This window comes from Streptomyces sp. NPDC028331, assembly GCF_055565775.1.
Genome location: NZ_JBVHTR010000004.1, coordinates 44,144 through 68,113 on the forward strand (window position 1 = coordinate 44,144; position 23,970 = coordinate 68,113).

20 protein-coding genes are annotated in these 23,970 nt (G+C 72.3%); 10 read left to right on the forward strand and 10 right to left on the reverse strand.

Going from position 1 to position 23,970, the window contains the following annotated elements:
* Window positions 1-1,212 (reverse strand): MFS transporter (locus tag ACZ4SW_RS06230; RefSeq protein ID WP_468238609.1); only part of this gene is annotated, 1,212 nt, incomplete at its 3' end.
* Between the two features lie 134 nt (window positions 1,213-1,346).
* On the opposite strand from ACZ4SW_RS06230, the gene ACZ4SW_RS06235 reads away from it, so the two are divergent.
* Window positions 1,347-1,859, forward strand: a complete 513-nt coding sequence (locus tag ACZ4SW_RS06235) for a MarR family winged helix-turn-helix transcriptional regulator (protein WP_468238611.1) — start codon at window positions 1,347-1,349, stop codon at window positions 1,857-1,859.
* A 114-nt stretch (window positions 1,860-1,973) separates the two neighbouring features.
* Here the strand turns inward: ACZ4SW_RS06235 and ACZ4SW_RS06240 are convergent, their stop codons facing one another.
* Window positions 1,974-2,882 carry an SDR family oxidoreductase gene (locus ACZ4SW_RS06240; protein ID WP_468238614.1) on the reverse strand — a complete coding sequence of 303 codons (909 nt, stop codon included), beginning with the start codon at window positions 2,880-2,882 and terminating at the stop codon, window positions 1,974-1,976.
* A complete protein-coding gene (locus ACZ4SW_RS06245) occupies window positions 2,879-3,688 on the reverse strand; it encodes an SDR family oxidoreductase (protein WP_468239398.1) in 810 nt (269 codons plus the stop codon). Before ACZ4SW_RS06245 ends, ACZ4SW_RS06240 begins: the two co-directional genes overlap by 4 nt.
* 91 nt (window positions 3,689-3,779) lie before the next feature.
* Between ACZ4SW_RS06245 and ACZ4SW_RS06250 the strand changes: the two genes are divergently transcribed.
* Genes ACZ4SW_RS06250 through ACZ4SW_RS06265 form a run of 4 tightly spaced genes read left to right on the forward strand, consistent with a single transcriptional unit; the run spans window position 3,780 to window position 7,224 of the window.
* On the forward strand, window positions 3,780-4,523 hold the full coding sequence (locus ACZ4SW_RS06250) for an enoyl-CoA hydratase family protein (RefSeq protein WP_468238616.1): 744 nt from the start codon (window positions 3,780-3,782) through the stop codon (window positions 4,521-4,523).
* Entirely contained in the window at window positions 4,524-5,414 is an 891-nt protein-coding gene (locus tag ACZ4SW_RS06255; protein ID WP_468238619.1) for a CoA transferase subunit A, read from the forward strand. It abuts the gene before it with no gap.
* Window positions 5,411-6,166, forward strand: a complete 756-nt coding sequence (locus tag ACZ4SW_RS06260) for a CoA-transferase subunit beta (RefSeq protein WP_468238621.1) — start codon at window positions 5,411-5,413, stop codon at window positions 6,164-6,166. Before ACZ4SW_RS06255 ends, ACZ4SW_RS06260 begins: the two co-directional genes overlap by 4 nt.
* The gene (locus ACZ4SW_RS06265; protein ID WP_468238623.1) at window positions 6,166-7,224 is read left to right on the forward strand and encodes an NAD(P)H-dependent flavin oxidoreductase; all 1,059 of its coding nucleotides are present in this window, start codon (window positions 6,166-6,168) and stop codon (window positions 7,222-7,224) included. Before ACZ4SW_RS06260 ends, ACZ4SW_RS06265 begins: the two co-directional genes overlap by 1 nt.
* Here ACZ4SW_RS06265 and ACZ4SW_RS06270 read toward each other — a convergent pair.
* The 3 genes from ACZ4SW_RS06270 to ACZ4SW_RS06280 are packed head-to-tail and all read right to left on the reverse strand — an operon-like array spanning window position 7,208 to window position 9,868.
* Window positions 7,208-8,365: an acetyl-CoA C-acetyltransferase gene (locus ACZ4SW_RS06270; RefSeq protein WP_468238626.1), complete on the reverse strand. Its 1,158-nt coding sequence runs from the start codon at window positions 8,363-8,365 to the stop codon at window positions 7,208-7,210. The two genes, ACZ4SW_RS06265 and ACZ4SW_RS06270, sit on opposite strands and share 17 nt — an antisense overlap.
* Window positions 8,366-8,408: 43 nt before the next feature.
* Complete coding sequence (locus ACZ4SW_RS06275) at window positions 8,409-9,044, reverse strand: TetR/AcrR family transcriptional regulator (RefSeq protein ID WP_468238628.1); 636 nt, start codon at window positions 9,042-9,044, stop codon at window positions 8,409-8,411.
* Window positions 9,045-9,085: 41 nt separating this feature from the next.
* Entirely contained in the window at window positions 9,086-9,868 is a 783-nt protein-coding gene (locus ACZ4SW_RS06280; RefSeq protein ID WP_468238630.1) for an SDR family oxidoreductase, read from the reverse strand.
* 68 nt (window positions 9,869-9,936) lie between these two features.
* Between ACZ4SW_RS06280 and ACZ4SW_RS06285 the strand changes: the two genes are divergently transcribed.
* Both ACZ4SW_RS06285 and ACZ4SW_RS06290 read left to right on the forward strand, forming a co-directional pair.
* Window positions 9,937-11,076 (forward strand): acyl-CoA dehydrogenase family protein, encoded by a 1,140-nt coding sequence (locus ACZ4SW_RS06285; protein ID WP_468238632.1) that lies wholly within the window; start codon window positions 9,937-9,939, stop codon window positions 11,074-11,076.
* Window positions 11,076-12,026 carry an acyl-CoA dehydrogenase family protein gene (locus ACZ4SW_RS06290; RefSeq protein ID WP_468238634.1) on the forward strand — a complete coding sequence of 317 codons (951 nt, stop codon included), beginning with the start codon at window positions 11,076-11,078 and terminating at the stop codon, window positions 12,024-12,026. The genes ACZ4SW_RS06285 and ACZ4SW_RS06290 overlap by 1 nt, the downstream gene beginning before the upstream one ends.
* Window positions 12,027-12,032: 6 nt before the next feature.
* Here the strand turns inward: ACZ4SW_RS06290 and ACZ4SW_RS06295 are convergent, their stop codons facing one another.
* From ACZ4SW_RS06295 to ACZ4SW_RS06310, 4 genes are all read right to left on the reverse strand, one after another.
* On the reverse strand, window positions 12,033-12,752 hold the full coding sequence (locus tag ACZ4SW_RS06295) for a vWA domain-containing protein (protein WP_468238636.1): 720 nt from the start codon (window positions 12,750-12,752) through the stop codon (window positions 12,033-12,035).
* Between the two features lie 260 nt (window positions 12,753-13,012).
* Window positions 13,013-14,476 (reverse strand): glutamate synthase subunit beta, encoded by a 1,464-nt coding sequence (locus tag ACZ4SW_RS06300; protein WP_468238637.1) that lies wholly within the window; start codon window positions 14,474-14,476, stop codon window positions 13,013-13,015.
* Complete coding sequence (gene gltB, locus ACZ4SW_RS06305) at window positions 14,469-19,064, reverse strand: glutamate synthase large subunit (protein WP_468239400.1); 4,596 nt, start codon at window positions 19,062-19,064, stop codon at window positions 14,469-14,471. Before gltB ends, ACZ4SW_RS06300 begins: the two co-directional genes overlap by 8 nt.
* A gap of 364 nt (window positions 19,065-19,428) precedes the next feature.
* Window positions 19,429-20,160, reverse strand: a complete 732-nt coding sequence (locus ACZ4SW_RS06310) for a VIT1/CCC1 transporter family protein (RefSeq protein ID WP_468238639.1) — start codon at window positions 20,158-20,160, stop codon at window positions 19,429-19,431.
* A 255-nt stretch (window positions 20,161-20,415) separates the two neighbouring features.
* Between ACZ4SW_RS06310 and ACZ4SW_RS06315 the strand changes: the two genes are divergently transcribed.
* Genes ACZ4SW_RS06315 through ACZ4SW_RS06325 form a run of 3 tightly spaced genes read left to right on the forward strand, consistent with a single transcriptional unit; the run spans window position 20,416 to window position 23,970 of the window.
* Window positions 20,416-21,573 (forward strand): ADP-ribosylglycohydrolase family protein, encoded by a 1,158-nt coding sequence (locus ACZ4SW_RS06315; RefSeq protein ID WP_468238641.1) that lies wholly within the window; start codon window positions 20,416-20,418, stop codon window positions 21,571-21,573.
* Window positions 21,546-22,808: an ADP-ribosylglycohydrolase family protein gene (locus tag ACZ4SW_RS06320; RefSeq protein WP_468239403.1), complete on the forward strand. Its 1,263-nt coding sequence runs from the start codon at window positions 21,546-21,548 to the stop codon at window positions 22,806-22,808. Before ACZ4SW_RS06315 ends, ACZ4SW_RS06320 begins: the two co-directional genes overlap by 28 nt.
* 7 nt (window positions 22,809-22,815) lie before the next feature.
* Complete coding sequence (locus ACZ4SW_RS06325; RefSeq protein ID WP_468238643.1) at window positions 22,816-23,970, forward strand: ADP-ribosylglycohydrolase family protein; 1,155 nt, start codon at window positions 22,816-22,818, stop codon at window positions 23,968-23,970.

Below are 23,970 nucleotides of genomic sequence, written 5' to 3' on the forward strand. Positions count from 1 at the left end.
GGAGGACAGAACGAGGGCGAAAAGAAAAAAAGCAAGAAACCCCGTTCGGATGTAGGAAAACGAGAGGCCCGAAAAAGAGGCCTGTACCCGGGGGGGGGGGGGGGGGGCCCCCCCCCCCCCCCCCCACACCAGCCCGAACCCGCCGGCCATGAGCACCGCGCCCGCTCCGAGCACCAGCCGACCGAACCGCACCGCCAGCCCGTCCGCCATCGGCGCGGTCAGGAAGCTGCCCGCCGAGAACGCCACCGTCACCACACCCGCCTGCATCGGGGTGTACCCCTCGCCGCCCTGCAGCCAGAGCGCGAAGACCAGGAAGAAGCCCTGCATGCCCAGGGAGAAGAGGAGCTGGACGAGGAACCCGACGGAGAACGCCGGCAGCCGGAACGCCCGGTCCGGCAGCAGGGGCACCGTCCCCGCTCGGCGCCGTCGGGCCTCGTAGATCCCGAGCCCGACGACCGCGGCGACGCCGGCGGCGAGGCACAGCCAGCCCCACAGCGGCCAGCCGTTGACGCGTCCCTGGACCAGCGGCAGCACGATCGCGACCAGGCCCGCCGCCAGGACGAGGCTGCCGAAGACGTCCGGGCGCCCGGCCGAGCGCTCCTTCGTCGAGGGCACGAGCACGAACCCGGCCGCGAAGGTGACGGCGGCGACGGGAACGTTCACCAGGAACACCGACCGCCAGCCCCAGCCGAACAGGTCGGCGTCCGTGAGCAGCCCGCCCAGCAGCAGTCCGATCGCGGAGGCGAACCCGGCGACGGCCCCGTACATCCCGAAGGCGGCGCCGCGTTCCCGGCCCTGGAACAGCGTCCGGAACGAGCCGAGCACCTGCGGCAGCAGCACCGCGGCCATCACGCCCTGCACGGCCCGGGCCGCGATCAGCTGACCCGGAGACTGAGCGATTCCGCAGCCCAGACTGGCGAGTCCGAAGCCGGCGGTGCCGAGGAGGAAGAGGCGACGGCGGCCGAACCGGTCACCGAGGTGCCCGGAGACGATCAGCGTGGCGGCGAAACCCAGCAGGTAGGCGGAGACCAGCCACTGCAGGGCGTTCTGCGCGGCGTGCAGATCACGGCCGATGGAGGGGATCGCCACGTTGACGATCGTCCCGTCCAGCAGGTCCATCAGGGCCGCCACCATCATCACGGCGGCAGCGGCCCAGCGGCGCGGATACGGCTCCGCCACCGGTTCCGAGGTGGCGGCGAGGGTTGAGGTCATGGTGACTCCCGGCGACGACGGCCGTTGACACGGCGCGGATTTATTTCGTTCGGTCTAACGAAAGACTTCCATCGAGGGTGCCTTCGGCGCAAGTCCTTAGTTCGACCGAACGAAATATTTGCTAGCCTGGGGCCATGAACAGCGCTGACACGGACGGCACGGGCGAGGGTGCGGCAGCGGTCGGGAACGACGACGAGCGGCGGGCCAGGGCGCTGGAGCAGCTCATGACCGTGGGGCGGCAGCACAGCGCCGTCACGGTGATGTTCCACTCGGCGATCGCCGCGCAGCAGGGCCTGAACGCCACGGAGGAGAAGACCCTGGACTTCCTGGAGCGGCGCGGCCCGCTCACCGCTAAGGACCTCGCGGAGCTGACCGGTCTGGCTCCCGCGTCCGTGACGGGGCTCGTCGACCGCCTGGAGTCCAAGGGGTTCGTGCGCAGGGTCAAGCACCCCACGGACAAGCGGCGTGTGCTGGTGGAGCTGAACCAGCAGAAGCTCCGCGAACTCGCCGTGTTCTTCGAGGAGTGGGCGCGCGACATCGTCGAGGCGTGCGAGGAGTTCAGCGCGCAGGAGCTGGAGACCGTGGTCCGCTTCCTGTCCGTGATGTCCGAGCGGCAGAGCAAGTTCGTCGCCCGCCTGTCCGAATAGACCGCACGGCCCCTCGCCCCCGGCGCCACGGTCCCCGGCACTCGGCTCCGCGGCCCCCGGCCCCCGGCGCTCGGCGCTCGTCCCCACTCGGCGCTCGGCGCTCGGCCCCAGGTTCTACCCGGCCCCGTACACGGCCCCCGGCGCCTCCGCCTCCGCCAGCAGTTCCAGGACCGCCTCCCCCGCCTCGGCCGGGGACCACCGCGCGCCCTTGTCCGCCGTCGGGCCCCGCCGCCAGCCCTCCATGACGCTGATCCGGCCGCCCTCCGCCTCGAAGACCCGGCCGGTGACCCCGGCGCTCGCGGCGGAGCCGAGCCAGACGACCAGGGGGGAGACGTTCTCCGGGGCCATCGCGTCGAAGCCGCCGGCGGGTGCCGCCATCGCCTCGGCGAACGTCCCCTCGGTCATGCGGGTGCGCGCCGCGGGCGCGATGGCGTTGACCTGCACCCCGTGGCGTCCGAGTTCCGCCGCCGCGACCAGCGTCAGGGCGACGATGCCGGCCTTGGCCGCGCTGTAGTTGCCCTGCCCCACCGAGCCCAGCAGCCCCGCTCCGCTGCTGGTGTTGACGACGCGGGCGCAGGGGGTGCGCCCCGCCTTCGCCTCGGCGCGCCAGTGCGCCGCCGCGTGTTTCAGCGGCAGGAAGTGCCCCTTGAGGTGGACCCGCACGACGGCGTCCCAGTCGTCCTCGTCGAGATTGACCAGCATCCGGTCGCGCAGGAAGCCTGCGTTGTTGACGAGGGTGTCCACACGCCCGTACGCCTCCAGGGCGGCCGCCACCAGGGACGCGGCCCCCGCGCTCGTCGCGATGTCCCCGCTGTGCGCGATCGCTTCGCCACCGGCCGCGCGGATCTGCTCGACGACCCGCCCGGCCGGGCTGCCGGCGCCGGGCGTGCCGTCGAGGCCGACGCCGAGGTCGTTGACGACGACCCTCGCGCCCTCGGCGGCGAACGCGAGGGCGTGGGCGCGGCCGAGGCCCCGGCCCGCGCCGGTGACGATCACTACGCGGCCGTCGGCGACACCGGTCACGGCATGTCCCCTTTCCCCGCTTCCGAAGCTCCTCTTGTCCTTGTTTGCGCAGCGCCCCTTGCCCCTGTTCTTGTCGCGCCCCTGTTGACGGTCGCCGCGTCGAGGAACGCCGGGCGCTCCCCTCCCCCGTGGACCAGGAGGCTTGCGCCGGTGATGTACGCGGCGGCGTCGGAGGCGAGGAAGACGGCGGCCTCGCCGATGTCCGACGGCTCGGCGAGACGCCCGAGCGGGACGGTGCGGGAGACGGCCGCGATGCCGTCGGCGTCGCCGTAGTGGAGGGCGGACAGCTCGGTGCGGACCATCCCGACGACCAGCGTGTTGACCCGCACCTCGGGTGCCCACTCCACGGCCATGGAGCGGGCGAGGCTCTCCAGCCCCGCCTTGGCCGCCCCGTAGGCGGCGCTGCCCGGCGAGGGGCGACCGCCGCTCACACTGCCGATCATCACGATCGCCCCCCGGGCGCGCCGGAGGTGCTCGTACGCGGCGAGGGACACGGTCAGGGGCGCGAGGAGGTTGAGTTCCACGACCCGGGCGTGCCGTTCGGGCCCGGCGTCGGCGAGGAGCCGGTAGGGGGTGCCGCCCGCGTTGTTGACCAGTACGTCGACTCGGGGCAGCGCGGCGAAGAAGTCGCGTACGGCATCGGGGTCGCGCACATCGAGTGGGAGGAACTCGGTGCCGGGCAGGGGGACTTCGGGCGGACGGCGGGCGCATACGACGACCTGGGCTCCGGCCGCGACGAACGCCTGGGCGATTCCGGCGCCGACTCCGCGGGTGCCGCCGGTGACGAGTGCCGTACGGCCGCGCAGGTTGTCCACAGGCCCTCCCGTCGGCTCGCGACGACTGCTAGCTTCGAATCTCACCTAACAAACGTTTGGTGGAAAGGTAGCTGATGTGTCCATGAGTGTCTCCACCTCGTGCCCGGAAAAAGGGGTCGCCGTCGTCACGGTCGATTTCCCGCCGGTGAACGCGCTGCCGGTGGCCGGCTGGTTCGCGCTGGCCGAGGCCGTGCGCTCGGCGGGCCGCGACCGGGAGGTCCGCTGTGTCGTGCTGGCCGCGCAGGGGCGCGGTTTCAACGCGGGCGTGGACATCAAGGAGATACAGGCCGAGGGCAGCGGCGCGTTGGTGGGGGCGAACCGGGGGTGCTTCGAGGCGTTCGCTGCGGTGTACGAGTGCGAGGTGCCGGTCGTGGCGGCGGTGCAGGGTTTCTGCCTGGGCGGCGGGATAGGGCTGGTCGGCAACGCGGACGCGATCGTGGCGAGCGAGGACGCCGTCTTCGGGCTGCCCGAGCTGGACCGGGGCGCGCTGGGCGCGGCCACGCATCTGGCGCGGCTGGTGCCGCCGCATCTGATGCGTGCCCTCTACTACACCGCGCGCACGGTGACGGCGGCCGAGCTGCACGCGCACGGCGCGGTGTGGCGGGTCGTGCCGCGGGGCGGGCTCGGCGCGGCCGCGCTGGAACTGGCGGGTGAGATCGCCGCCAAGGACGGTGAGCTGCTCCGGCTCGCCAAGGCCGCCCTCAACGGGATCGACCCGGTCGATGTGCGGCGCAGCTACCGCTTCGAGCAGGGCTTCACGTTCGAGGCGAACCTCAGCGGTGCGGCCGGCCGGGTCCGGGACACCTTCGGGAAGGAGGGCGGATAGGTGGGGGACAAGACGATGACCGCCGAGGAGGTCGTCTCCCGGCTGGAGAGCGGCATGACCCTCGGCATCGGGGGCTGGGGGTCGCGGCGCAAGCCGATGGCCCTGGTGCGGGCGCTGCTCCGCTCCGGGGTCACCGATCTGACGGTCGTCTCCTGCGGCGGTCCCGACGTGGGCATGCTCGCGGCCACGGGGCGGGTCCGGAGGCTGGTCGCAGCGTTCACGACCCTCGACTCGATCCCGCTCGAACCGCACTTCCGGGCGGCCCGGGAGAGCGGTGCGCTGGAGCTGGTGGAGGTCGACGAGGCGATGTTCCTGTGGGGGCTGCGCGCGGCGGCGAACCGGCTGCCGTTCCTGCCGGTGCGGGCGGGCGTCGGCTCGGACGTGCTGCGGGTCAACCCCGGCCTGCGGACGGTGACGTCGCCGTACGGGGACGGGTGGTCCTTCGCCGGCGGCGGGACCGTCTCGCCCGGACCGCGCGAGGAGTTCGTGGCGATGCCGGCGCTGCGGATGGACGCCGTCCTGGTGCACGTCAACCGTGCCGACCGACTGGGCAACGGCCAGTACCTGGGCCCGGATCCGTACTTCGACGACCTGTTCTGTGAGGCGGCGGACGCGGCGTACGTCTCCTGCGAGCGGATCGTGGACACGGCGGAGCTGACGAAGGAGGCGGCGCCGCAGACCCTGCTGCTCAAGCGGCACGTCGTGACCGGGGTGGTCGAGGCTCCGAACGGCGCGCACTTCACCTCCTGCGCACCGGACCACGACCGGGACGAGGCGTTCCAGAGGCACTACGCGACCACCGAGTGGTCACAATTCGCCGGGCGGTTCCTCGCCGGGGACGAACACGCCTACCAGTCGGCCGTCCGGGCCTGGCACGAGGAGCGGTCATGAGCGCGGCGACCCGAGCCGAGTACTGCGTGATCGCGTGTGCCGAGGCGTGGCGCGGCGCCGGGGAGATCCTCGCAAGCCCCATGGGCCCGGTCCCCTCGATCGGGGCGCGGCTGGCCCGGCGGACCTTCTCCCCGGACCTGCTGCTCACCGACGGCGAGGCCATGCTGGTGGGCGTCGACGGCACGGTGGAGGGCTGGTTGCCGTACCGGCGGCATCTGGAGCTGGTGGCCGGCGGACGGCGGCACGTGATGATGGGCGCGAGCCAGATCGACCGCTTCGGCAACCAGAACATCTCGTGCATCGGGGACTGGGCGGCACCCCGGAGGCAGTTGCTCGGGGTGCGCGGGGCGCCGGTCAACACCCTCAACCATCCGACCAGTTACTGGATACCGCGGCATTCGCGGCGGGTGTTCGTCGAGCGGGTCGACATGGTGTGCGGGGTGGGGTACGACCGCGCGGCCCGGCATCCGGCCACAGCCCGCTTCCACCACATCGCGCGTGTCGTGTCCGACCTCGGTGTCTTCGACTTCGACACCCCGGACCGCTCGATGCGGCCGGCCTCGCTGCACCCGGGGGTGACGCCCGATGAGGTGCGGCGGGCGACGGGCTTCGAGCTGACGGTCCCCGACGACGTTCCGTACACCCGTGAACCGACGTCCCTGGAGCTGCGGTTGATCCGCGAGGTGATCGATCCCGAGGGGGTACGGGAGCGGGAGGTGCCCGATCGGGCCGGCGGGGGCGGTGGGCGCTGATGGACACGGCGTTCACGCGTCTCGTCGGGGTCCGGCATCCGGTGGTGCAGACGGGCATGGGCTGGGTGGCCGGGCCCCGCCTGGTCTGCGCCGCGGCGAACGCGGGTGCGCTCGGGATCCTCGGCTCCGCGACCATGACACCGGATCGGCTGCGGGAGGCGATACGGGAGGTCAGGGCACGGACGGACGCGCCGTTCGGGGTGAATCTGCGGGCGGACGCCCAGGACGCGGGCGACCGGGTGCGGATCCTCGTGGAGGAGGGCGTGCGGGTGGCGTCCTTCGCGCTGGCGCCGTCGGCCGGACTGATCGCCGAGCTGAAGGCGGCCGGGGTCGTCGTGATCCCGTCCGTGGGAGCGCGGCGGCATGCCGAGACGGTGGCTTCCTGGGGTGCGGACGCGGTGGTCGTGCAGGGCGGCGAGGGCGGTGGTCACACGGGTGAGGTGGCGACGTCCGTGCTGCTGCCGCAGGTGGTGGACGCGGTGGACATCCCGGTGGTGGCGGCGGGCGGCTTCCACGACGGGCGCGGGCTGGTCGCGGCGCTGGCGTACGGGGCGGCGGGCATCGCGATGGGCACGCGGTTCCTGCTGACCTCGGACTCGACGGTGCCCGAGGCGGTGAAGGCGTGCTATCTGGCGGCGTCGGTGCGGGATGTGACGGTGACGACGGCGGTGGACGGGCTGCCGCACCGCATGCTGCGCACGCCGTTCGTGGACTCGCTGGAGCGCGCGGGCCGGGTGCGGGCGCTGCTGCGGGCGGTGCGCCGGGCGTCGGCGTTCCGCAGGCTGTCGGGTCTGTCGTGGCCGCGGATGATCCGCGACGGGCTCGCCCTGAGGCACGGCAAGGACCTGAGCTGGGGGCAGGTGCTGCTCGCGGCGAACACGCCGATGCTGCTCAGGGCCGCGATGGTGGACGGGCGGACGGATCTGGGGGTGATGGCGTCCGGGCAGGTCGCCGGGGTGATCGACGACCTGCCGTCGTGCGCGGAGCTGGTGGAGCGGATCATGACGGAGGCGGAGGAGGTGCTGAGGTCCCTGGACCGGTTCAGAGCCGTTCGATGATCGTCACGTTGGCCTGGCCGCCGCCCTCGCACATCGTCTGCAGGCCCAGGTGGCCGCCGGTCCGTTCGAGTTCGTGGAGGAGGGTGGTCATCAGCCTGGCACCGGTGGCGCCGAGGGGGTGGCCGAGGGCGATGGCGCCGCCGTTGACGTTGACCTTCTCCGGGTCGGCGCCGGTCTCCTTCAGCCAGGCGAGCACGACCGGGGCGAACGCCTCGTTGATCTCGACGAGGTCGATGTCGTCGATCGTGAGCCCGGTCTTCTTCAGGGCGTGCGCGGTCGCCGGGATGGGAGCGGTCAGCATGCGGATGGGGTCCTCGCCGCGCGCCGACAGGTGGTGGATGCGGGCGCGGGGGGTGAGCCGGTGTTCCCGTACGGCCCGTTCCGAGGCCAGCAGCAGGGCCGCAGCGCCGTCGGAGACCTGCGAGGAGCAGGCGGCGGTGATGGTGCCGCCCTCCAGGACGGGCTTCAGCTCGGCCATCTTCTCCAGGGAGGTGTCCCGGCGCGGGCCCTCGTCGACCGTGACGTCCCCGTGGGCGACGGTCTCCTTCTCGAAGCGGCCCTCGTCGATGGCGCGCACCGCCCGCCGGTGCGAGCGGAGGGCGTATTCCTCCTGGTCGCGCCGGGTGATGCCCCACTTGGCGGCGATCATCTCGGCGCCGGCGAACTGGTTGACGGGTTGGTCGCCGTAGCGGGCACGCCAGCCCTCGCTGCCCGCGAACGGCCCCTCGGTCAGCCCGAGCGGTTCGGCGGCCTGACGGGAGGCGAAGGCGATCGGGATCTGCGACATGTTCTGCACGCCGCCCGCGACCACCAGGTCCTGGGTGCCGGACATGACGGCCTGTGCCGCGAAGTGCACGGCCTGCTGGGAGGAGCCGCACTGCCGGTCGACGGTCACGCCGGGCACCTCCTCGGGCAGCCCGGCGGCCAGCCAGCAGGTGCGGGCGATGTCCCCGGCCTGCGGCCCGACGGTGTCCAGGCAGCCGAGGACGACGTCCTCCACGGCGGCCGGGTCGACGCCCGAGCGCTCCATGAGGGCCTTCAGGACGTGTGCGCCCAGGTCGGCCGGGTGGACTCCGCTGAGCCCGCCCCGGCGCCGCCCGACGGGCGTACGGACCGCTTCGACGATGTAGGCCTCGGCCATGGTGGAACTCCCTCACACAGGACGACGGTTCCCATACGGCTGCTCATGTGCTGCTGTGCTCCTGCTGTTCTCGGCGTACGGCGATCCCGTCGAGCACCATGGACAAGTACTGGCGGGCGATCTCCTCCGGGCTGTGCTGTCCGCCGGGCCGGTACCAGGAGGCGGCGACCCACACGGTGTCGCGCACGAACCGGTAGGTGAGCCGGACGTCGAGGTCGGACCGGAAGACCCGGTCGGCGACCCCTCGTTCCAGGGTGGACAGCCATGCCTTCTCGAACTTGCGCTGCGACTCGGCGAGGAACGCGAACCGTTCCTGCGCCGCGAGCTGCCTGGACTCCTTCTGGTAGATCGCGACGGCCGCGCGGTGCCGGTCGATCTCCCGGAACGACTCGGTGACCAGCGCCTCCAGCGTCTCCCTCGGGCCGAGACCGGCGTCCAGGACGGTGTCGTAGCCGTCCCACAGCTCGTCCAGGAAGGTGCGCAGGATCTCCTCCAGCATCGACTCCTTGGAGTCGAAGTGGTAGTAGAGGCTGCCCGCGAGCATTCCGGCGTGGTCGGCGATCGTGCGGACGGTGGTGGCGTTGTAGCCCTGTTCGGCGAAGACCTCGGCGGCGGTGTCGAGGAGTTCGCGGCGGCGGGCGGGCGCGGCGGTCACCTGGGGCTTCTTGTTGGTCGGCACGGATCCATTGTGATCCCGGGGGCGCGGGTCCATCGCGGGGCTCAGGGGTGGCGGCTGCTGACGGCGACGACCTCGCCGGTCATGTAGGAGGAGTAGCCGGACGCCAGGAAGACGATCACGTTGGCCACCTCCCAGGGCTCGGCGTGCCGCCCGAAGGCCTCCTGAGCGGTCAGCTCCTGAAGCAGCTCGGGGGTCGTGACCTTCACCAGGTGCGGGTGCAGGGCGAGGCTCGGCGCGACGGCGTTGACCCGCACCCCGTATGCCGCCGCCTCCATGGCCGCGCACCGGGTCAGGGCCATCACGCCCGCCTTCGCGGCGGCGTAGTGCGCCTGTCCCTCCTGGGCGCGCCAGCCGAGCACGGAGGCGTTGTTGACGATCACGCCGCCGGTCTCCTTCATGGCGCGCAGGGCCGCGCGCAGGCACCGGAACGTGCCGTTCAGCGTCACGTCCAGCACGCGCGACCACTGCTCGTCGGTCATGTCCACGAGCGCGGCGGTGCCGCCCAGGCCGGCGTTGTTGACGACGATGTCGAGCCGACCGTGGGTCCGGGCGGCCGTGTCGAAGAGGGCGCGGACCTGGGAATCGTCGGTGACGTCGCACGGCAGTGCGGTCACCGCGTCCCCGAACTCCCCGGCCAGCTCCGCTTCGTACTGCTTGAGGCGGCGCACGTGCGCGTCGCTGATCAGGACGCGCGCGCCCTCCTCCAGGAACCGGCGAGCGGTGGCGCCGCCGATCCCGGCACCGGCCGCCGCGGTGATCACGGCGGTGCGCCCCCGCAGCAGCCCGTGGCCGGGCTCGTACGCCGGACTCTCGACGCCTGTCATGGGCCCACGCTAACCTACCAAACACTTGTTAGGGAAGATTAGGGAAGCACCGTGGAGGGACGGCGCCCGTGGACCTCACCCACTCCCCCGCCGACGAGGCCTTCCGCGCCGAGGCGCGGGCCTGGCTGGCCGCGCATGTGCCCGCCGCCCCGCTGCCCTCCCTGGAGACCGGGGAGGGGTTCGCGGCGCACCGGGCGTGGGAGGCGGAACTGGCCGCGGATCGCTGGTCGGTGGTGTCCTGGCCGGCGCGGTACGGCGGACGGGACGCGGGGCTGGTGCGATGGCTGATCTTCGAGGAGGAGTACTACGCGGCAGGCGCGCCGGGCCGGGTGAGCCAGAACGGGATCCATCTGCTGGCGCCGACCCTGTTCGAGCACGGCACCGAGGAGCAGCGGGCCCGGGTGCTGCCGCCGATGGCACGCGGGGAGGTGGTCTGGGCGCAGGCGTGGTCGGAGCCGGAGGCCGGTTCCGATCTGGCCTCCCTGCGGTCCAGGGCGGTGCGCACGGCCGGCGGCTGGCGTGTGAGCGGGCAGAAGGCGTGGTCGTCGCGTGCGGCCTTCGCGGACCGGGCGTTCGGGTTGTTCCGCAGCGATCCGGACGCTCCGAAGCCCCATCAGGGACTGACCTACCTCATGTTCGACCTGCGCGCGCCCGGCGTGACGGTCCGTCCGGTGGGCCGTCTCGACGGGAAGCCGGCATTCGCCGAACTGTTCCTGGACGAGGTGTTCGTGCCGGACGAGGACGTGATCGGTGCACCCGGTGAGGGATGGCGGATCGCGATGTCGACGGTCGGCGACGAGCGCGGGCTCACCCTGCGCTCTCCCGGGCGCTTCCTGGCAGCCGCCGACCGGCTGGTGGCGCTGTGGCAGGAGCAAGGCTCCCCGGCGCACGTGCGGGACCGGGTGGCCGACGCGGTGATCGGCGCACGCGCCTACCAGCTCTTCACGTACGCGGGCGCGTCCCGCTTCCTGCAGGGCGAACCGATGGGCCCGGAGGCGAGCATGAACAAGGTGTTCTGGTCGGAGTACGACATCGCGCTGCACGAGACGGCCCTCGATCTCCTGGGCGAGGAAGGCGAGTTGGCGGACGGCGACTGGGCGCAGGGGTACGTCTTCTCCCTCGCGGGCCCCGTCTACGCCGGCACGAACGAGATCCAGCGCGACATCATCGCCGAGCGCCTGCTCGGCCTGCCGAAGGGCCGCCGCTGATGCGCTTCCTGCCCACCGCGGAACAGCGTGCCTTCGCCCGCTCGTTGGACGCGCTGCTGACCGCCGCCGACACCCCCGCGGTCGCCCGGTCCTGGAGCGTCGGCGACCCGACGGCCGGGCGGGCGCTGTGGTCGCGGATCGCGGAGGCCGGCGTGTTCGCCCTGGCGATACCGGAGGCGTACGAAGGGGTGGGACCGCATCCGGTGGAACTGGCCCTGGCCTTCATCGAGTTGGGGCGCCACGCGATGCCGGGCCCGGTGGTGGAGACGGTGCTCGCGGCCGCCCTGCTCCGCGGGGCACCCGAGCGCGGCGGGGAGCTGCTGCCCGGATTGGCCTCGGGAAAGCGGCTGGCCACGGTGGCCGCGCCGTACGCGCTGGACGGGGATACGGCGGACGTCGTACTCGCGCTCAGGGACGGCGAGGTATGGCAGGCTCCCGGTGTGCGGGAGGTACGGCCGTCCCTGGACCCGGCCCGACGCCTGGCCGTCCCGCTCCCCGGCGGCGCACCGCTCTGCCGCGTCCCTCCGGACGCGGTCCTCTGGGCCCGCCTGGCCACCGCCGCCCAGGCCCTCGGCGTCGGTCTGGCTCTCCTGGAGAAGACCGTCACGTATGTCGGGCGGCGGGTGCAGTTCGGTGTGCCGATCGGCTCCTTCCAGGCCGTCAAACACCGGCTGGCCGATGCGAAGACCGCCCTGGAGTTCGCCCGCCCGCTGCTGTTCGGCGCCGCCCTGTCGATGACCCCGGCCGATGTGGCCGCCGCGAAGGTCGCGGCCTGTGAAGCGGCGTACGCGACCGCCCGGACGGCGCTGCAGTCGCACGGGGCGATCGGCTACACCTGCGAGTACGACCTCTCGCTGTGGCTCACCAAGGCCCGCGCGCTGCTCACGGCCTGGGGGACGCCCCAGGAATGCCGGGCCGCGGTCCTCGACGGGATCCGCCCCCGGGCGTAAGGGTGCTCACTCCACGATGCCCCGCGCCCGCGCCGCCGCCAGCCACTGCGGGAACTCGCTCACCAGACGGTCGTACAGCTCGGCGTCGGACACCTGCCGTGGGTCCGTACCGGCGTGGAAGAACCCGGCGTTGTCGACGACCCGCCGCTGCGGCACCGCGAGCTCGTCGAGCTTGCGCAGGAAGTCGAACTGCCTGCTGTCCGGGTCCCCGAACCCGATGAACTGCCAGAACATCGGCAGCTTCGCCGCCTTGCAGAGATGGCGCTCCGCGGCGAACTTGCTGATGGGGCCGCCGTCGGTCTGGAAGACGACCAGGGCGGGGTTCTGCGAGCCGCTGTCGAGGTAGTGGTCGATGACGGCGTCCATCGCGAGGTGGTAGCTGGTCTTGCCCATGTGCCCGAGCCCGGACACGATCCGGTCGATGCGGCCCCGGTGGCCGGCCAGGGAGATGTCGGAGACGGCGTCGACGTCGGTGGAGAAGAACACCACCGGCACGCTTCCGTCGTCGTCGAGGTGCGCGGCCAGCCCGAGCACGCGTTCGGCGAGGGCTTGCACACTGCCGTCCTCGTAGTACGGCCGCATGGACCCGGAGTAGTCGACCACGAGGTAGACGGCGGCCCGCTGCCCGTCGAGCCCGTGCTTGCGCAGCGAGACCCCGGCGGTCTTGTACAGGCTGACCAGCGCGGGCGCGGTCTGTTCGACCTTGGTCAGACTGATCGCGGCCATGCCGATCCCCCTTCGGTGCGGTGCGGGAACGCCGAGGCTACGGCACGTCGGCCTCTCGCCTCCACGCGGGCGGGCCGATGACCGGGGGGCGAGGTGACGCAGTCGACCGGCTGGGCGATGAGCGCCCGAAAAGGCGGCGGCGCCTGCCGATTCGTCCGGTCGGGGACAAGGTGGCAGGCGCCGTCTCGGGGGGCCTGGGGGGATACCCCCCAGACACCAGCCCGTACGCCTTTGTACGGGACGTTTTCGGTGAGGGGCCGTCAGACCGTCAGCGCGCGGTCCGTCGGCCGGATCGGGGCCGGCAGGTCGCTGGCGCCGGTGAGGTAGCGGTCGACGCCCCGGGCGGCCGAGCGGCCCTCGGCGATCGCCCACACGATCAGCGACTGGCCGCGGCCCGCGTCACCGGCCACGAACACGCCCGGCACGTTCGTCTGGAAGTCGGCGTCGCGCGCGATGTTGCCGCGCTCGTCCAGTGCCAGACCGAGCTGCTCGACCAGGCCGTTCTGCTGGTCGGTGCCGGTGAAGCCCATGGCGAGGGTGACCATCTGGGCCGGGATCTTCCGCTCCGTGCCCGGCTTCTGGGTCAGCTTGCCGTCCACGAACTCGACCTCGGCCAGGTGCAGCCACTGCACGTTGCCGTCCTCGTCGCCCTCGAAGTGGGTCGTCGAGGCGGAGTAGATCCGCTCGCCGCCCTCCTCGTGGGCCGAGGTGACCTTGTAGAGGATCGGGAAGGTGGGCCAGGGCTGGTTCGTCGGGTGCCGCTCGTCGTTCGGGCGGGGCATGATCTCCAGCTGGGTGACCGAGGCCGCGCCCTGGCGGTGGGCCGTGCCCACACAGTCCGCGCCCGTGTCACCGCCGCCGATCACGACCACGTGCTTGCCCTCGGCGGAGATCGGGGAGGTGACGTAGTCGCCCTCCTGGACCTTGTTGGCCAGGGGCAGGTACTCCATCGCCTGGTAGATGCCCTTGAGCTCACGGCCGGGGACCGGCAGGTCGCGGGCGGTGGTGGCGCCCGCGGCGATCACGATCGCGTCGTACCGCTTGCGCAGGTCGGACGCCTTGAGGTCGCGGCCGATCTCGATGCCCGTACGGAAGCGGGTGCCCTCCGCGCGCATCTGCTCGATACGGCGGTTGATGTGCCGCTTCTCCATCTTGAACTCGGGGATGCCGTAGCGGAGGAGGCCGCCGATGCGGTCCGCGCGCTCGTAGACGGCGACGGTGTGGCCCGCCCGCGTGAGCTGCTGGGCGGCGGCCAGACCGGCCGGGCCCGAGCCGATGACCGCGACCGTCTTGCCCGACAGGCGCTCCGGGGCCTGCGGCTTGACGTCACCGCTGTCCCACGCCTTGTCGATGATCGAGACCTCGACGTTCTTGATGGTGACCGGCGGCTGGTTGATGCCGAGCACGCACGCCGACTCGCACGGAGCGGGGCACAGGCGGCCCGTGAACTCCGGGAAGTTGTTCGTGGCGTGCAGCCGCTCCGAGGCGGCCGTCCAGTCCTCGCGGTAGGCGTAGTCGTTCCACTCGGGGATCAGGTTCCCGAGCGGACAGCCGTTGTGGCAGAACGGGATGCCGCAGTCCATGCACCGGCTGGCCTGCTTGCTGATGATCGGCAGCAGGGAGCCGGGGACGTAGACCTCGTTCCAGTCCCGGACGCGCTCCTCCACGGGGCGGGACTTGGCGACCTCGCGGCCGTGGTTCAGGAAGCCCTTGGGATCAGCCATTGGTCGCCGCCTCCATCATCTTCTCGTGGGTCTCGGTCTCGGTCAGACCGGCTCGCTCGGCGGCGTCCTTGGCGGCGAGCACTGCCTTGTACGTGCTGGGAATGATCTTGCTGAAGCGGGTCACGGCCGTGTCCCACTCGGCGAGGAGCTTCTCGGCCACGGTCGAGCCGGTCTCCTCCTGGTGGCGGCGCACCACGTCGTGCAGCCACTGCCTGTCGGCGTCGTCCAGGGCCTCGACGGCCCCCAGGTTGCCGGCGTTGACGTTGTCGCGGTCCAGGTCGATGACGTACGCGACACCGCCCGACATACCGGCCGCGAAGTTGCGGCCCGTCTCGCCGAGGACCACCGCGTGGCCACCGGTCATGTACTCGCAGCCGTGGTCGCCCACGCCCTCCGCGACGACCAGCGCGCCGGAGTTGCGGACGCAGAACCGCTCGCCGACCTTGCCCCGCAGGAACATCTCGCCGCCGGTGGCGCCGTAGGCGAGGGTGTTGCCCGCGATGACGCTGTACTCGGCGAGGTGGTCGGCCGCGCGGTCCGGGCGGACGACGATCCGGCCGCCGGAGAGGCCCTTGCCGACGTAGTCGTTGGCGTCGCCCTCCAGCCGCAGGGTGACACCGCGCGGCACGAAGGCGCCGAAGGACTGACCGGCGGAGCCGGTGAAGGTGATGTCGATGGTGTCGTCGGGCAGTCCTGCACCGCCGAACTTCTTCGTCACCTCGTGGCCGAGCATGGTGCCGACCGTGCGGTTGATGTTGCGGATCGCGACCTGGGCGCGCACCGGCTGGGCGTCGGCGGCCGAGTCCGCGGACAGCGCGTCGGCGGCGAGCTTGATCAGCTCGTTGTCGAGCGCCTTCTCCAGACCGTGGTCCTGCGCGATCACCTGGTGGCGCACCGCGCCCTCGGGCAGCTCGGGCACGTGGAACAGCGGCTCCAGGTCCAGGCCCTGCGCCTTCCAGTGGTCGACCGCGCGGGTCACGTCGAGGACCTCGGCGTGGCCGACGGCCTCCTCGATGGAGCGGAAGCCCAGCTCGGCCAGCAGCTCGCGGACCTCCTCCGCGATGAACTGGAAGAAGTTCACGACGAACTCGGCCTTGCCGGAGAACCGCTCGCGCAGCACCGGGTTCTGGGTGGCGATGCCGACCGGGCAGGTGTCCAGGTGGCAGACGCGCATCATCACGCAGCCGGAGACGACGAGCGGAGCGGTCGCGAAACCGAACTCCTCGGCGCCGAGCAGCGCGGCGATGACCACGTCACGGCCGGTCTTGAGCTGGCCGTCCGTCTGGACCACGATCCGGTCGCGCAGGCCGTTGAGCAGCAGGGTCTGCTGGGTCTCGGCGAGGCCGAGCTCCCAGGGACCGCCCGCGTGCTTCAGCGACGTCAGCGGCGAGGCGCCGGTGCCGCCGTCGTGGCCGGAGATCAGGACGACGTCCGCGTGCGCCTTGGAGACACCCGCGGCGACCGTGCCGACGCCGACCTCGGAGACCAGCTTGACGTGAATCCGCGCCTGCGGGTTCGCGTTCTTCAGGTCGTGGATGAGCTGCGCCAGGTCCTCGATGGAGTAGATGTCGTGGTGCGGCGGCGGAGAGATGAGTCCCACGCCCGGCGTCGAGTGCCGGGTCTTGGCCACCCACGGGTAGACCTTGTGGCCGGGGAGCTGGCCGCCCTCACCGGGCTTGGCGCCCTGGGCCATCTTGATCTGGATGTCGTCCGCGTTGACCAGGTACTCGCTCGTGACACCGAAGCGGCCGGAGGCCACCTGCTTGATCGCCGAGCGGCGCGCCGGGTCGTACAGGCGCTCCGGGTCCTCGCCGCCCTCACCGGTGTTGGACTTGCCGCCGAGCTGGTTCATGGCGATGGCGAGGGTCTCGTGCGCCTCCTGGGAGATGGAGCCGTACGACATGGCGCCCGTGGAGAACCGCTTGACGATCGACGAGACCGGCTCGACCTCCTCGATCGGGATCGGCCCCCGGTCCGACTTGAAGCCGAACAGGCCGCGCAGCGTCATCAGGCGCTCGGACTGCTCGTTCACACGGGCCGTGTACTTCTTGAAGATGTCGTACCGGCCGGTGCGCGTGGAGTGCTGGAGGCGGAAGACCGTCTCCGGGTCGAACAGGTGCGGTTCGCCCTCGCGGCGCCACTGGTACTCGCCGCCGATCTCCAGCGCGCGGTGCGCGGGAGCGATGCCGGAGGCCGGGTAGGCCTTGGCGTGGCGGGCGGCGACCTCCTGGGCGATGACGTCGATGCCGACGCCGCCGATCTTGGTGGCCGTGCCGTTGAAGTACTGCTCGACGAAGTCCTCGTCCAGGCCGACGGCCTCGAAGACCTGGGCGCCGCGGTAGGAGGCGACGGTGGAGATACCCATCTTGGACATGACCTTCAGCACGCCCTTGCCGAGGGCGTAGATCAGGTTGCGGATGGCCTTCTCGGGCTCGACGCCCGGCAGGAACGTGCCCGCGCGGACCAGGTCCTCGACGGACTCCATCGCCAGGTACGGGTTGACGGCGGCGGCGCCGTAGCCGATGAGCAGGGCGACGTGGTGGACCTCGCGGACGTCGCCGGCCTCGACCAGCAGGCCCACCTGGGTGCGCTGCTTGGTGCGGATGAGGTGGTGGTGGACGGCCGCGGTGAGCAGCAGCGACGGGATCGGCGCGTGCTCGGCGTCCGAGTGGCGGTCGGAGAGGACGATCAGGCGGGCGCCGTTCTCGATGGCCGCGTCGGCCTCGGCGCAGATCTCCGCGAGGCGCGCGGCGAGGGCGTCGCCACCGCCGTGCACCCGGTACAGGCCGGAGAGGGTGGCGGCCTTGAAGCCGGGCATGTCGCCGTCGGCGTTGATGTGGATGAGCTTGGCCAGCTCGTCGTTGTCGATCACTGGGAAGGGCAGCACGACGCTGCGGCAGGAGGCCGCGGTCGGCTCGAGCAGGTTGCCCTGGGGGCCCAGCGAGGAACGCAGGGAGGTGACCAGCTCCTCGCGGATCGCGTCCAGCGGCGGGTTGGTGACCTGGGCGAAGAGCTGGGTGAAGTAGTCGAAGAGCAGGCGCGGACGCTCGCTCAGCGCGGCGATGGGCGAGTCGGTGCCCATGGAGCCGATCGGCTCGGCGCCGGTCTTCGCCATCGGCGCGAGGATGACGCGCAGCTCCTCCTCGGTGTAGCCGAAGGTCTGCTGGCGGCGGGTGACCGAGGCGTGGGTGTGCACGATGTGCTCGCGCTCGGGCAGGTCGCCCAGCTCGATCTCGCCGGCCTCCAGCCATTCGGCGTACGGCTGCTCGGCGGCGAGGGCCGCCTTGATCTCGTCGTCCTCGATGATGCGGTGCTCGGCGGTGTCCACGAGGAACATGCGGCCGGGCTGCAGGCGGCCCTTGCGGACGACCTTGGCCGGGTCGATGTCCAGGACGCCAACCTCGGAGGCGAGCACGACGAGGCCCTCGTCGGTCACCCAGTAGCGGCCCGGGCGCAGGCCGTTGCGGTCGAGCACGGCGCCGACCTGGACGCCGTCGGTGAAGGTGACGGTGGCCGGGCCGTCCCAGGGCTCCATCATCGTGGAGTGGTACTGGTAGAAGGCGCGCCGGGCCGGGTCCATGGAGTCGTGGTTCTCCCACGCCTCCGGGATCATCATCAGCACGGAGTGCGGCAGGGAGCGGCCGCCGAGGTGCAGCAGCTCGAGCACCTCGTCGAAGGACGCGGAGTCGGAGGCGTCCGGCGTGCAGATCGGGAAGATCCGCTCCAGCTTCTCCTGCGGGCCGAACAGGTCGGAGACGAGCTGCGACTCGCGGGCGCGCATCCAGTTGCGGTTGCCCTTGACCGTGTTGATCTCGCCGTTGTGCGCGACGAAGCGGTACGGGTGGGCGAGCGGCCAGCTCGGGAAGGTGTTCGTGGAGAACCGCGAGTGGACCAGCGCGATGGCGGTGGCGAAGCGGCGGTCGGACAGGTCCGGGAAGAAGGGCTCGAGCTGGCCGGTGGTCAGCATGCCCTTGTAGACGATCGTGCGCGCGGACAGCGACGGGAAGTACACGCCGGCCTCGCGCTCGGCGCGCTTGCGCAGCACGAACGCCTTGCGGTCGAGGTCGATGCCCTTGCTCGCCCCGTCCGTGACGAAGAGCTGGCGGAAGGCCGGCATCGTGGAGCGCGCGGTGGCGCCGAGCAGTTCGGGGGCGACCGGGACCTCGCGCCAGCCCAGGACGGTCAGGCCCTCTTCGGCGGCGAACGTCTCGATCTTCGAGACGGCCTCGGTGGTGTCGTCCACGGGCAGGAAGGCGATGCCGACGGCGTAGGCACCCGCCTCGGGCAGCTCGAATCCGGCCACCTCGCGGAAGAAGGCGTCGGGCACCTGGGAGAGGATGCCGGCGCCGTCACCCGAGTCGGGCTCGGAGCCGGTGGCACCGCGGTGTTCCAGGTTGCGCAGAACCGTGAGCGCCTGCTCGACCAGCGCATGGCTCGCCTCGCCGGTGAGGGTGGCCACGAAGCCGACGCCACAGGCGTCGTGCTCGTTGCGGGGGTCGTACATACCCTGCGCAGCAGGGCGAGCATCCATGAAGGACCAGTTCTGGCCATTCGCGGAGTGCTGGGACGGCTGGCGCGGCGTACGCATCGGCTCTCCCGTCGTCGTCATGTGGCATGTGCAGGTGCCGAGGGACGACGTTGGCCCTCTGCGAAGAGTCAAAATTTCGTGCAGGTTACATGATGGAGCGGTTCTCGGGAACCGGGATAGACCGTTCCAACATGCGGACATCGCCTGCGTGGCGCGGGTTCCACGCACGGCGATGAAGTAGAGGGGGCACAAGCGGACAGATCAGTGTCCGTCGGGCCGGGTGCGGAGGGCAACATCGCCCACCGTGAGGGGTGCGGAGCAGGCGTCATTGCCCGCGGCGCTTACGGCTCATGCCCGCTCGTCAAGCGAGCGAAACCGTGGAGTAACAACTATTTATGCGGTCCCTCGCATAAATAGCCCGCCGCTATCGTACGGCCGTACCGAACAAAGTGCCCAGGACGTACGTCACACCCGCCGCGGCGCCACCGAGGGCGAGCTGCCGCAGCCCGCTGTACCACCAGCTTCGCGCGGTCACCTTGGCCACGACCGCGCCGCACGCGAACAGCCCGAGGAGGGCGAGGAGAACGGCCGGCCACAGCGCGTGGGCGCCGAGCAGGTAGGGCAGGAGGGGCAGCAGGGCGCCGAGGGCGAAGGACCCGAAGCTGGAGACGGCGGCCACCAACGGGGAGGGCAGGTCGCCGGGGTCGATGCCGAGTTCCTCGCGGGCGTGTATCTCGAGGGCCTGCTCGGGGTCGCGGGAGAGCTGCCTGGCGACCTCACGGGCCAGGGCGGGCTCGACACCCCGGGCCTCGTACAGGGCGGCCAGCTCCTTCTCCTCGTCCTCCGGGTGCTTCCTCAGTTCGCGCCGCTCGACGTCGAGCTCCGCCTCGACCAGCTCCCGCTGCGAGGCGACGGAGGTGTACTCCCCGGCGGCCATGGAGAAGGCCCCGGCGGCCAGACCCGCCAGACCTGTGATGATGATGGTCTGCTGGCTCACGGAACCGCCCGCGACGCCTGTCATCAGGGCCAGGTTGGACACCAGCCCGTCCATCGCACCGAAGACGGCCGGGCGCAGCCAGCCACCGTTGACGTCCCGGTGGGTGTGGTTGTCCCGGTGCGCCTCGTGCAGCGTCGCCTCGGTCTCGATGATGGCCATGCGGTCCCCCAGGGAAGCTTAGGCAAAGCTCAGTTTGGACAAGTTCTATCTTTCGACAACACAGAACCTACGCCTTGAATTTCCGTCCCGCCAGCAAGGAAAGGCTCGGCTAACCTGCACTTTTGCCGTTTCTCGCTCATTCGTGTGGAGAGGCGCTCAGATGCCGGACGGGTGATGCTGTCCCGTACGAGGCTCGGGACGGCGGTTCCGGGGGGACAGATCCGCACAGGGGGCGCCCGAGAGAAGAGGCACCGTATGGCCATCGCCTGCAGTCCCCCGTCACCGGCGCCCGACGACGCCCCCGGTCCCCGGGAGCGGGCGCGCGGCGCGTTGCTCGGCCTCGCCGTCGGAGACGCGCTGGGGGCACCCGCCGAGAACCTGGACCCGTCCGAGATCCGCGCGCGCTGGGGCGGCATCACGGGTTTCGTCACCGAGCGTCCGTGCGGCACGGACGACACCGAGTACGCCATCTTCTCGGGGCTGCTGCTGGCCCGGCACGGCTCGGCGCTCACCGTGGCGCACGTGGAGGCGGCCTGGCACGAGTGGATCGCGAACCGGGACGAGGGGCCGTTCCGGGGGGCGGGCTTCAGCGAGCGCGGGACGCTGGAAAACCTGCGCCGGGGCCTTGCCGCTCCCGTCTCGGCGCAGCACCGGCACGCCTGGAGCGACGGTCTCGCCATGCGCGCGGCGCCCTTCGGGGTCTTCGCGGCGGGTCGCCCGGCGGAGGCGGCGCGGCTGGTGGCGATCGACGGCTCGGTGAGCCACGAGGGGGAGGGCATCCACGGCGGCCGGGCGGTCGCGGCCGGCGTCGCGGCGGCGATGGCCGGTGCGTCGGCGAGCGCCGTGGTGACCGCGGCGCTCGGGGTGGTCCCCGAGGACTCGTGGACCGCGCGCTCGCTGCGCCGCGCGGTCGCCGTGGCCCACCGGGGACCCCGTGCGGTCCGCTCCGCGGTGGTGATCGACGGATACCCCTGGGCGGACCTCGCACCGGAGGCGGTCGCTCTGGCGTTCGGCGCGTACCTGGCGGCTTCCGGCGACTTCCGGGAGTCGGTGCTCACCGCGGTCAACATGGGCCGCGACGCCGACACCACGGCCGCGGTCGCGGGCGCCCTGGCGGGCGCGACGCGCGGGATCTCGGCGATCCCCCGGGAGTGGGCGGCGGAGATCGGACCGGCACGGGGGAGCTGCCTGCCGTCGGTGGCCGGGCACCACGTACTGGACGTGGCGGAGCTGCTGACCCCCGGGGACGGGGCGCGGCGGGGGGCGGAGGGCGCGGGGATCCGGGAGGCGGGGTGGGGCGTACGGGGACGGGGAGTCGTAGGGCTTGGCGGCGAGGGAGAGGGGACCCTGCGGCGTGACGCACGGGCGCCGCTCGGTGCGGTGGTCTGCGACCGGACGGAGGGGGAGCCGTGAGCGGGCCGCGGCGGATCGAGGGTCTGCTGCTCGGGCTCGCCGTCGGCGATGCCGCCGGGTGGCCCGCCGCCCGGCACCGGGCCGCGCGGATGCCCGAGTGGACCCGGCGGCTGACCCGGGAGCTGGACGCCTTCGCCGAGCAGAACGCGACCACCACGCTGCCCGTGCCGATCGCCCTCAACCAGTCGCCGGAGCCCCTGCGGCTCGGGCCGTCGGACGACGCCGAGTGGGCGGCGTTCACGGCCGAGGCTCTGCTGCGCGCCCGGGACACCGGCGCGCTCGACGCCCTCGACCGGCAGCGCGGAATGCCCGCCGCCCTCGACCGGCAGCGCGAAACACCCGCCGCCCTCGACCGGCGACGCGAAACACCCGTCGCTCTCGACCGGCAGCGCGAAACGCCCGTCGCCCTCGACCGGCAGTACGCACTGCGTGCCGCCCTCGACCGGTCCTGGACCGACCTCGCCGCCGCGGCCGCCGCGCCCGACCGTGCTCCCGGGGCGAGGCCGGCCGCCGTGCCGTTGCGCGCCCGCATCTCCGTCCGCGCGGGCCTCGGCAACCTCGCCACCGGGCTGCGTCCGCCCGCCACCGGTCACGACAACCCGCACTACTTCGACGACGCGGCCTGCGTACGGGCCTGCGCGCTCGCCGTGGCCCACCCCGGCGAGCCCCAACTCGCCGCCGAACTGGCCGAGTTCGACGCCCGTTACACCCAGGACGGCGACGGTGTGCACGGCGCCCGCGCCATGGCCGCGGCCCTCTCGCTCGCCCTGTCCGGGGAGCCGCTCGACCTCTGCGTGACGGCCGCGCTGGCCGAGCTCCCGGAGTCCACCGAGATCGGCCGCAACGCCCGGCACGCACTGAAACTGGTCCACGGCGGCAAGGGGGCCTTCTGCGCCGTCCCCCTGCTGGAACACCAGATCGTCGACCACGTCTACAGCTACGGCGTCGCGGCGGCCGAAACCGTCCCGGTCGCGCTCGCCCTGGCGACGGCGGCCCGCGGGCGGATCACGGAGGCCGTGCCCGCAGCCGCCTGCCTGTCGCGGGTCGCCGACTCCGCCCCGGCCCTCGCGGGGGCGCTGACCGGTGCCCTCGGCGGCGGCGCGGTGATCCCGCCCTCCTGGCGCGACGCCTGCCGCACCCTCGCGGGCTGCGCGCTGCCCCACCTGACCGGCACGGATCTCGTACACCTCGCCGAACTCCTGGAGACGGGGGAACTGACGGCCCACGGTGGATGATTCGGGCATGACGCCCACTCCTGACGAGACGGTCCCTCTGGACGAACGCATCACCGGCGCCCTGGTCGGCGCCGCCGTCGGCGACGCCCTCGGCGGTCCCGTCGAGGGCTACTCCCCCGAGCAGATCGTCGAACGGCACGGCGGCCGGGTGCACGGGATCGTCGGCCCCTGGCACGGCGACGCGTGGCGCACGGCCCGCCCCGTCGCCCCGTACCACAAGGGCGACGGCCACGTCACCGACGACACGTTGATGACGCACGCGCTGGTACGGGTGTACGCGGCCGTCCGCGACCACCTCGACGCGTACGCGATCGCCGAGCACCTGGTCCCGGACCTCATGTCGAACCCGCGCTGGATCCCTGAGCTGGAGGCGGAGGCACTCCCGCTGCACCGCGTCTTCCTCGCCGAGAAGTGGCTCGTGACACGGCTTCACCACGCCCATGCGGACCCGCGGGAGGCGGGCGTCGGCAACATCGTCAACTGCGGTGCCGCGATGTACATGGCGCCGGTCGGTCTGGTCAACGCGGCCCATCCCGAGGGCGCGTACGCCGAGGCCCTGGACGTGGCGGGCGCCCACCAGTCGTCGTACGGCAGGGAGGCGGCCGGGGTGCTCGCGGCGGCGGTGGCGGCGGCCTGCGCACCGGGCGCGACACCGGACTCGGTGGTGGCCGCGTGCCTGTCGGTGGCCAGGGACGGGACGCGCGCCGCGATCGAGACGGTCTGCGACACGGCCTCCCGCTACACGGACTACGAGTCGGCGCTGCGACCGCTGCGCGAGGCGGTGGCGCCGTACGACACCGTCGGCCCCGACTACCGCGCCCCGTCCCTGGGCGCCCGCCGCCCGTCCCGGCTGCACGCCATCGAGGAACTCCCCGTGGCGCTCGGGATGATGGTCGTGGCGCGCGGGGACTACCGTCACGCGGTGCTCGGCTCGGTGAACTACGGCCGGGACTGCGACTCCATCGCCACGATGGCGGGCGCGGTCACGGGCGCGCTGGGGTCGCAGGTCCCGTCCGACTGGGCGAAGGCGGTCGCGGAGGCGAGCCGCCTCGATCTGCACGCGCCGGCCCGGACGCTCACGGAGGTCGCCCGGGAGGTCTTCGCCCGGGACGTACGCCGCCGCCGGTCCCACGAGGCGGCCTTCGCCGCGCTGGGAGGCTGA

Excerpts from the sequence above, each read along its gene's own strand:
- ACZ4SW_RS06295 (WP_468238636.1), bottom strand. The coding sequence starts at position 12,752 with ATGGCCGCGATCAGTCTGACCAAGGTCGAACAGACCGCGCCCGCGCTG.
- ACZ4SW_RS06325 (WP_468238643.1), top strand. The coding sequence starts at position 22,816 with ATGACGCCCACTCCTGACGAGACGGTCCCTCTGGACGAACGCATCACC.
- ACZ4SW_RS06260 (WP_468238621.1), top strand. The coding sequence starts at position 5,411 with ATGAGCGCGGCGACCCGAGCCGAGTACTGCGTGATCGCGTGTGCCGAG.
- ACZ4SW_RS06280 (WP_468238630.1), bottom strand. The coding sequence starts at position 9,868 with ATGACAGGCGTCGAGAGTCCGGCGTACGAGCCCGGCCACGGGCTGCTG.
- ACZ4SW_RS06300 (WP_468238637.1), bottom strand. The coding sequence starts at position 14,476 with ATGGCTGATCCCAAGGGCTTCCTGAACCACGGCCGCGAGGTCGCCAAG.
- ACZ4SW_RS06235 (WP_468238611.1), top strand. The coding sequence starts at position 1,347 with ATGAACAGCGCTGACACGGACGGCACGGGCGAGGGTGCGGCAGCGGTC.
- ACZ4SW_RS06310 (WP_468238639.1), bottom strand. The coding sequence starts at position 20,160 with ATGGCCATCATCGAGACCGAGGCGACGCTGCACGAGGCGCACCGGGAC.
- ACZ4SW_RS06250 (WP_468238616.1), top strand. The coding sequence starts at position 3,780 with ATGAGTGTCTCCACCTCGTGCCCGGAAAAAGGGGTCGCCGTCGTCACG.
- ACZ4SW_RS06315 (WP_468238641.1), top strand. The coding sequence starts at position 20,416 with ATGGCCATCGCCTGCAGTCCCCCGTCACCGGCGCCCGACGACGCCCCC.
- ACZ4SW_RS06265 (WP_468238623.1), top strand. The coding sequence starts at position 6,166 with ATGGACACGGCGTTCACGCGTCTCGTCGGGGTCCGGCATCCGGTGGTG.
- ACZ4SW_RS06290 (WP_468238634.1), top strand. The coding sequence starts at position 11,076 with ATGCGCTTCCTGCCCACCGCGGAACAGCGTGCCTTCGCCCGCTCGTTG.
- gltB (WP_468239400.1), bottom strand. The coding sequence starts at position 19,064 with ATGCGTACGCCGCGCCAGCCGTCCCAGCACTCCGCGAATGGCCAGAAC.
- ACZ4SW_RS06270 (WP_468238626.1), bottom strand. The coding sequence starts at position 8,365 with ATGGCCGAGGCCTACATCGTCGAAGCGGTCCGTACGCCCGTCGGGCGG.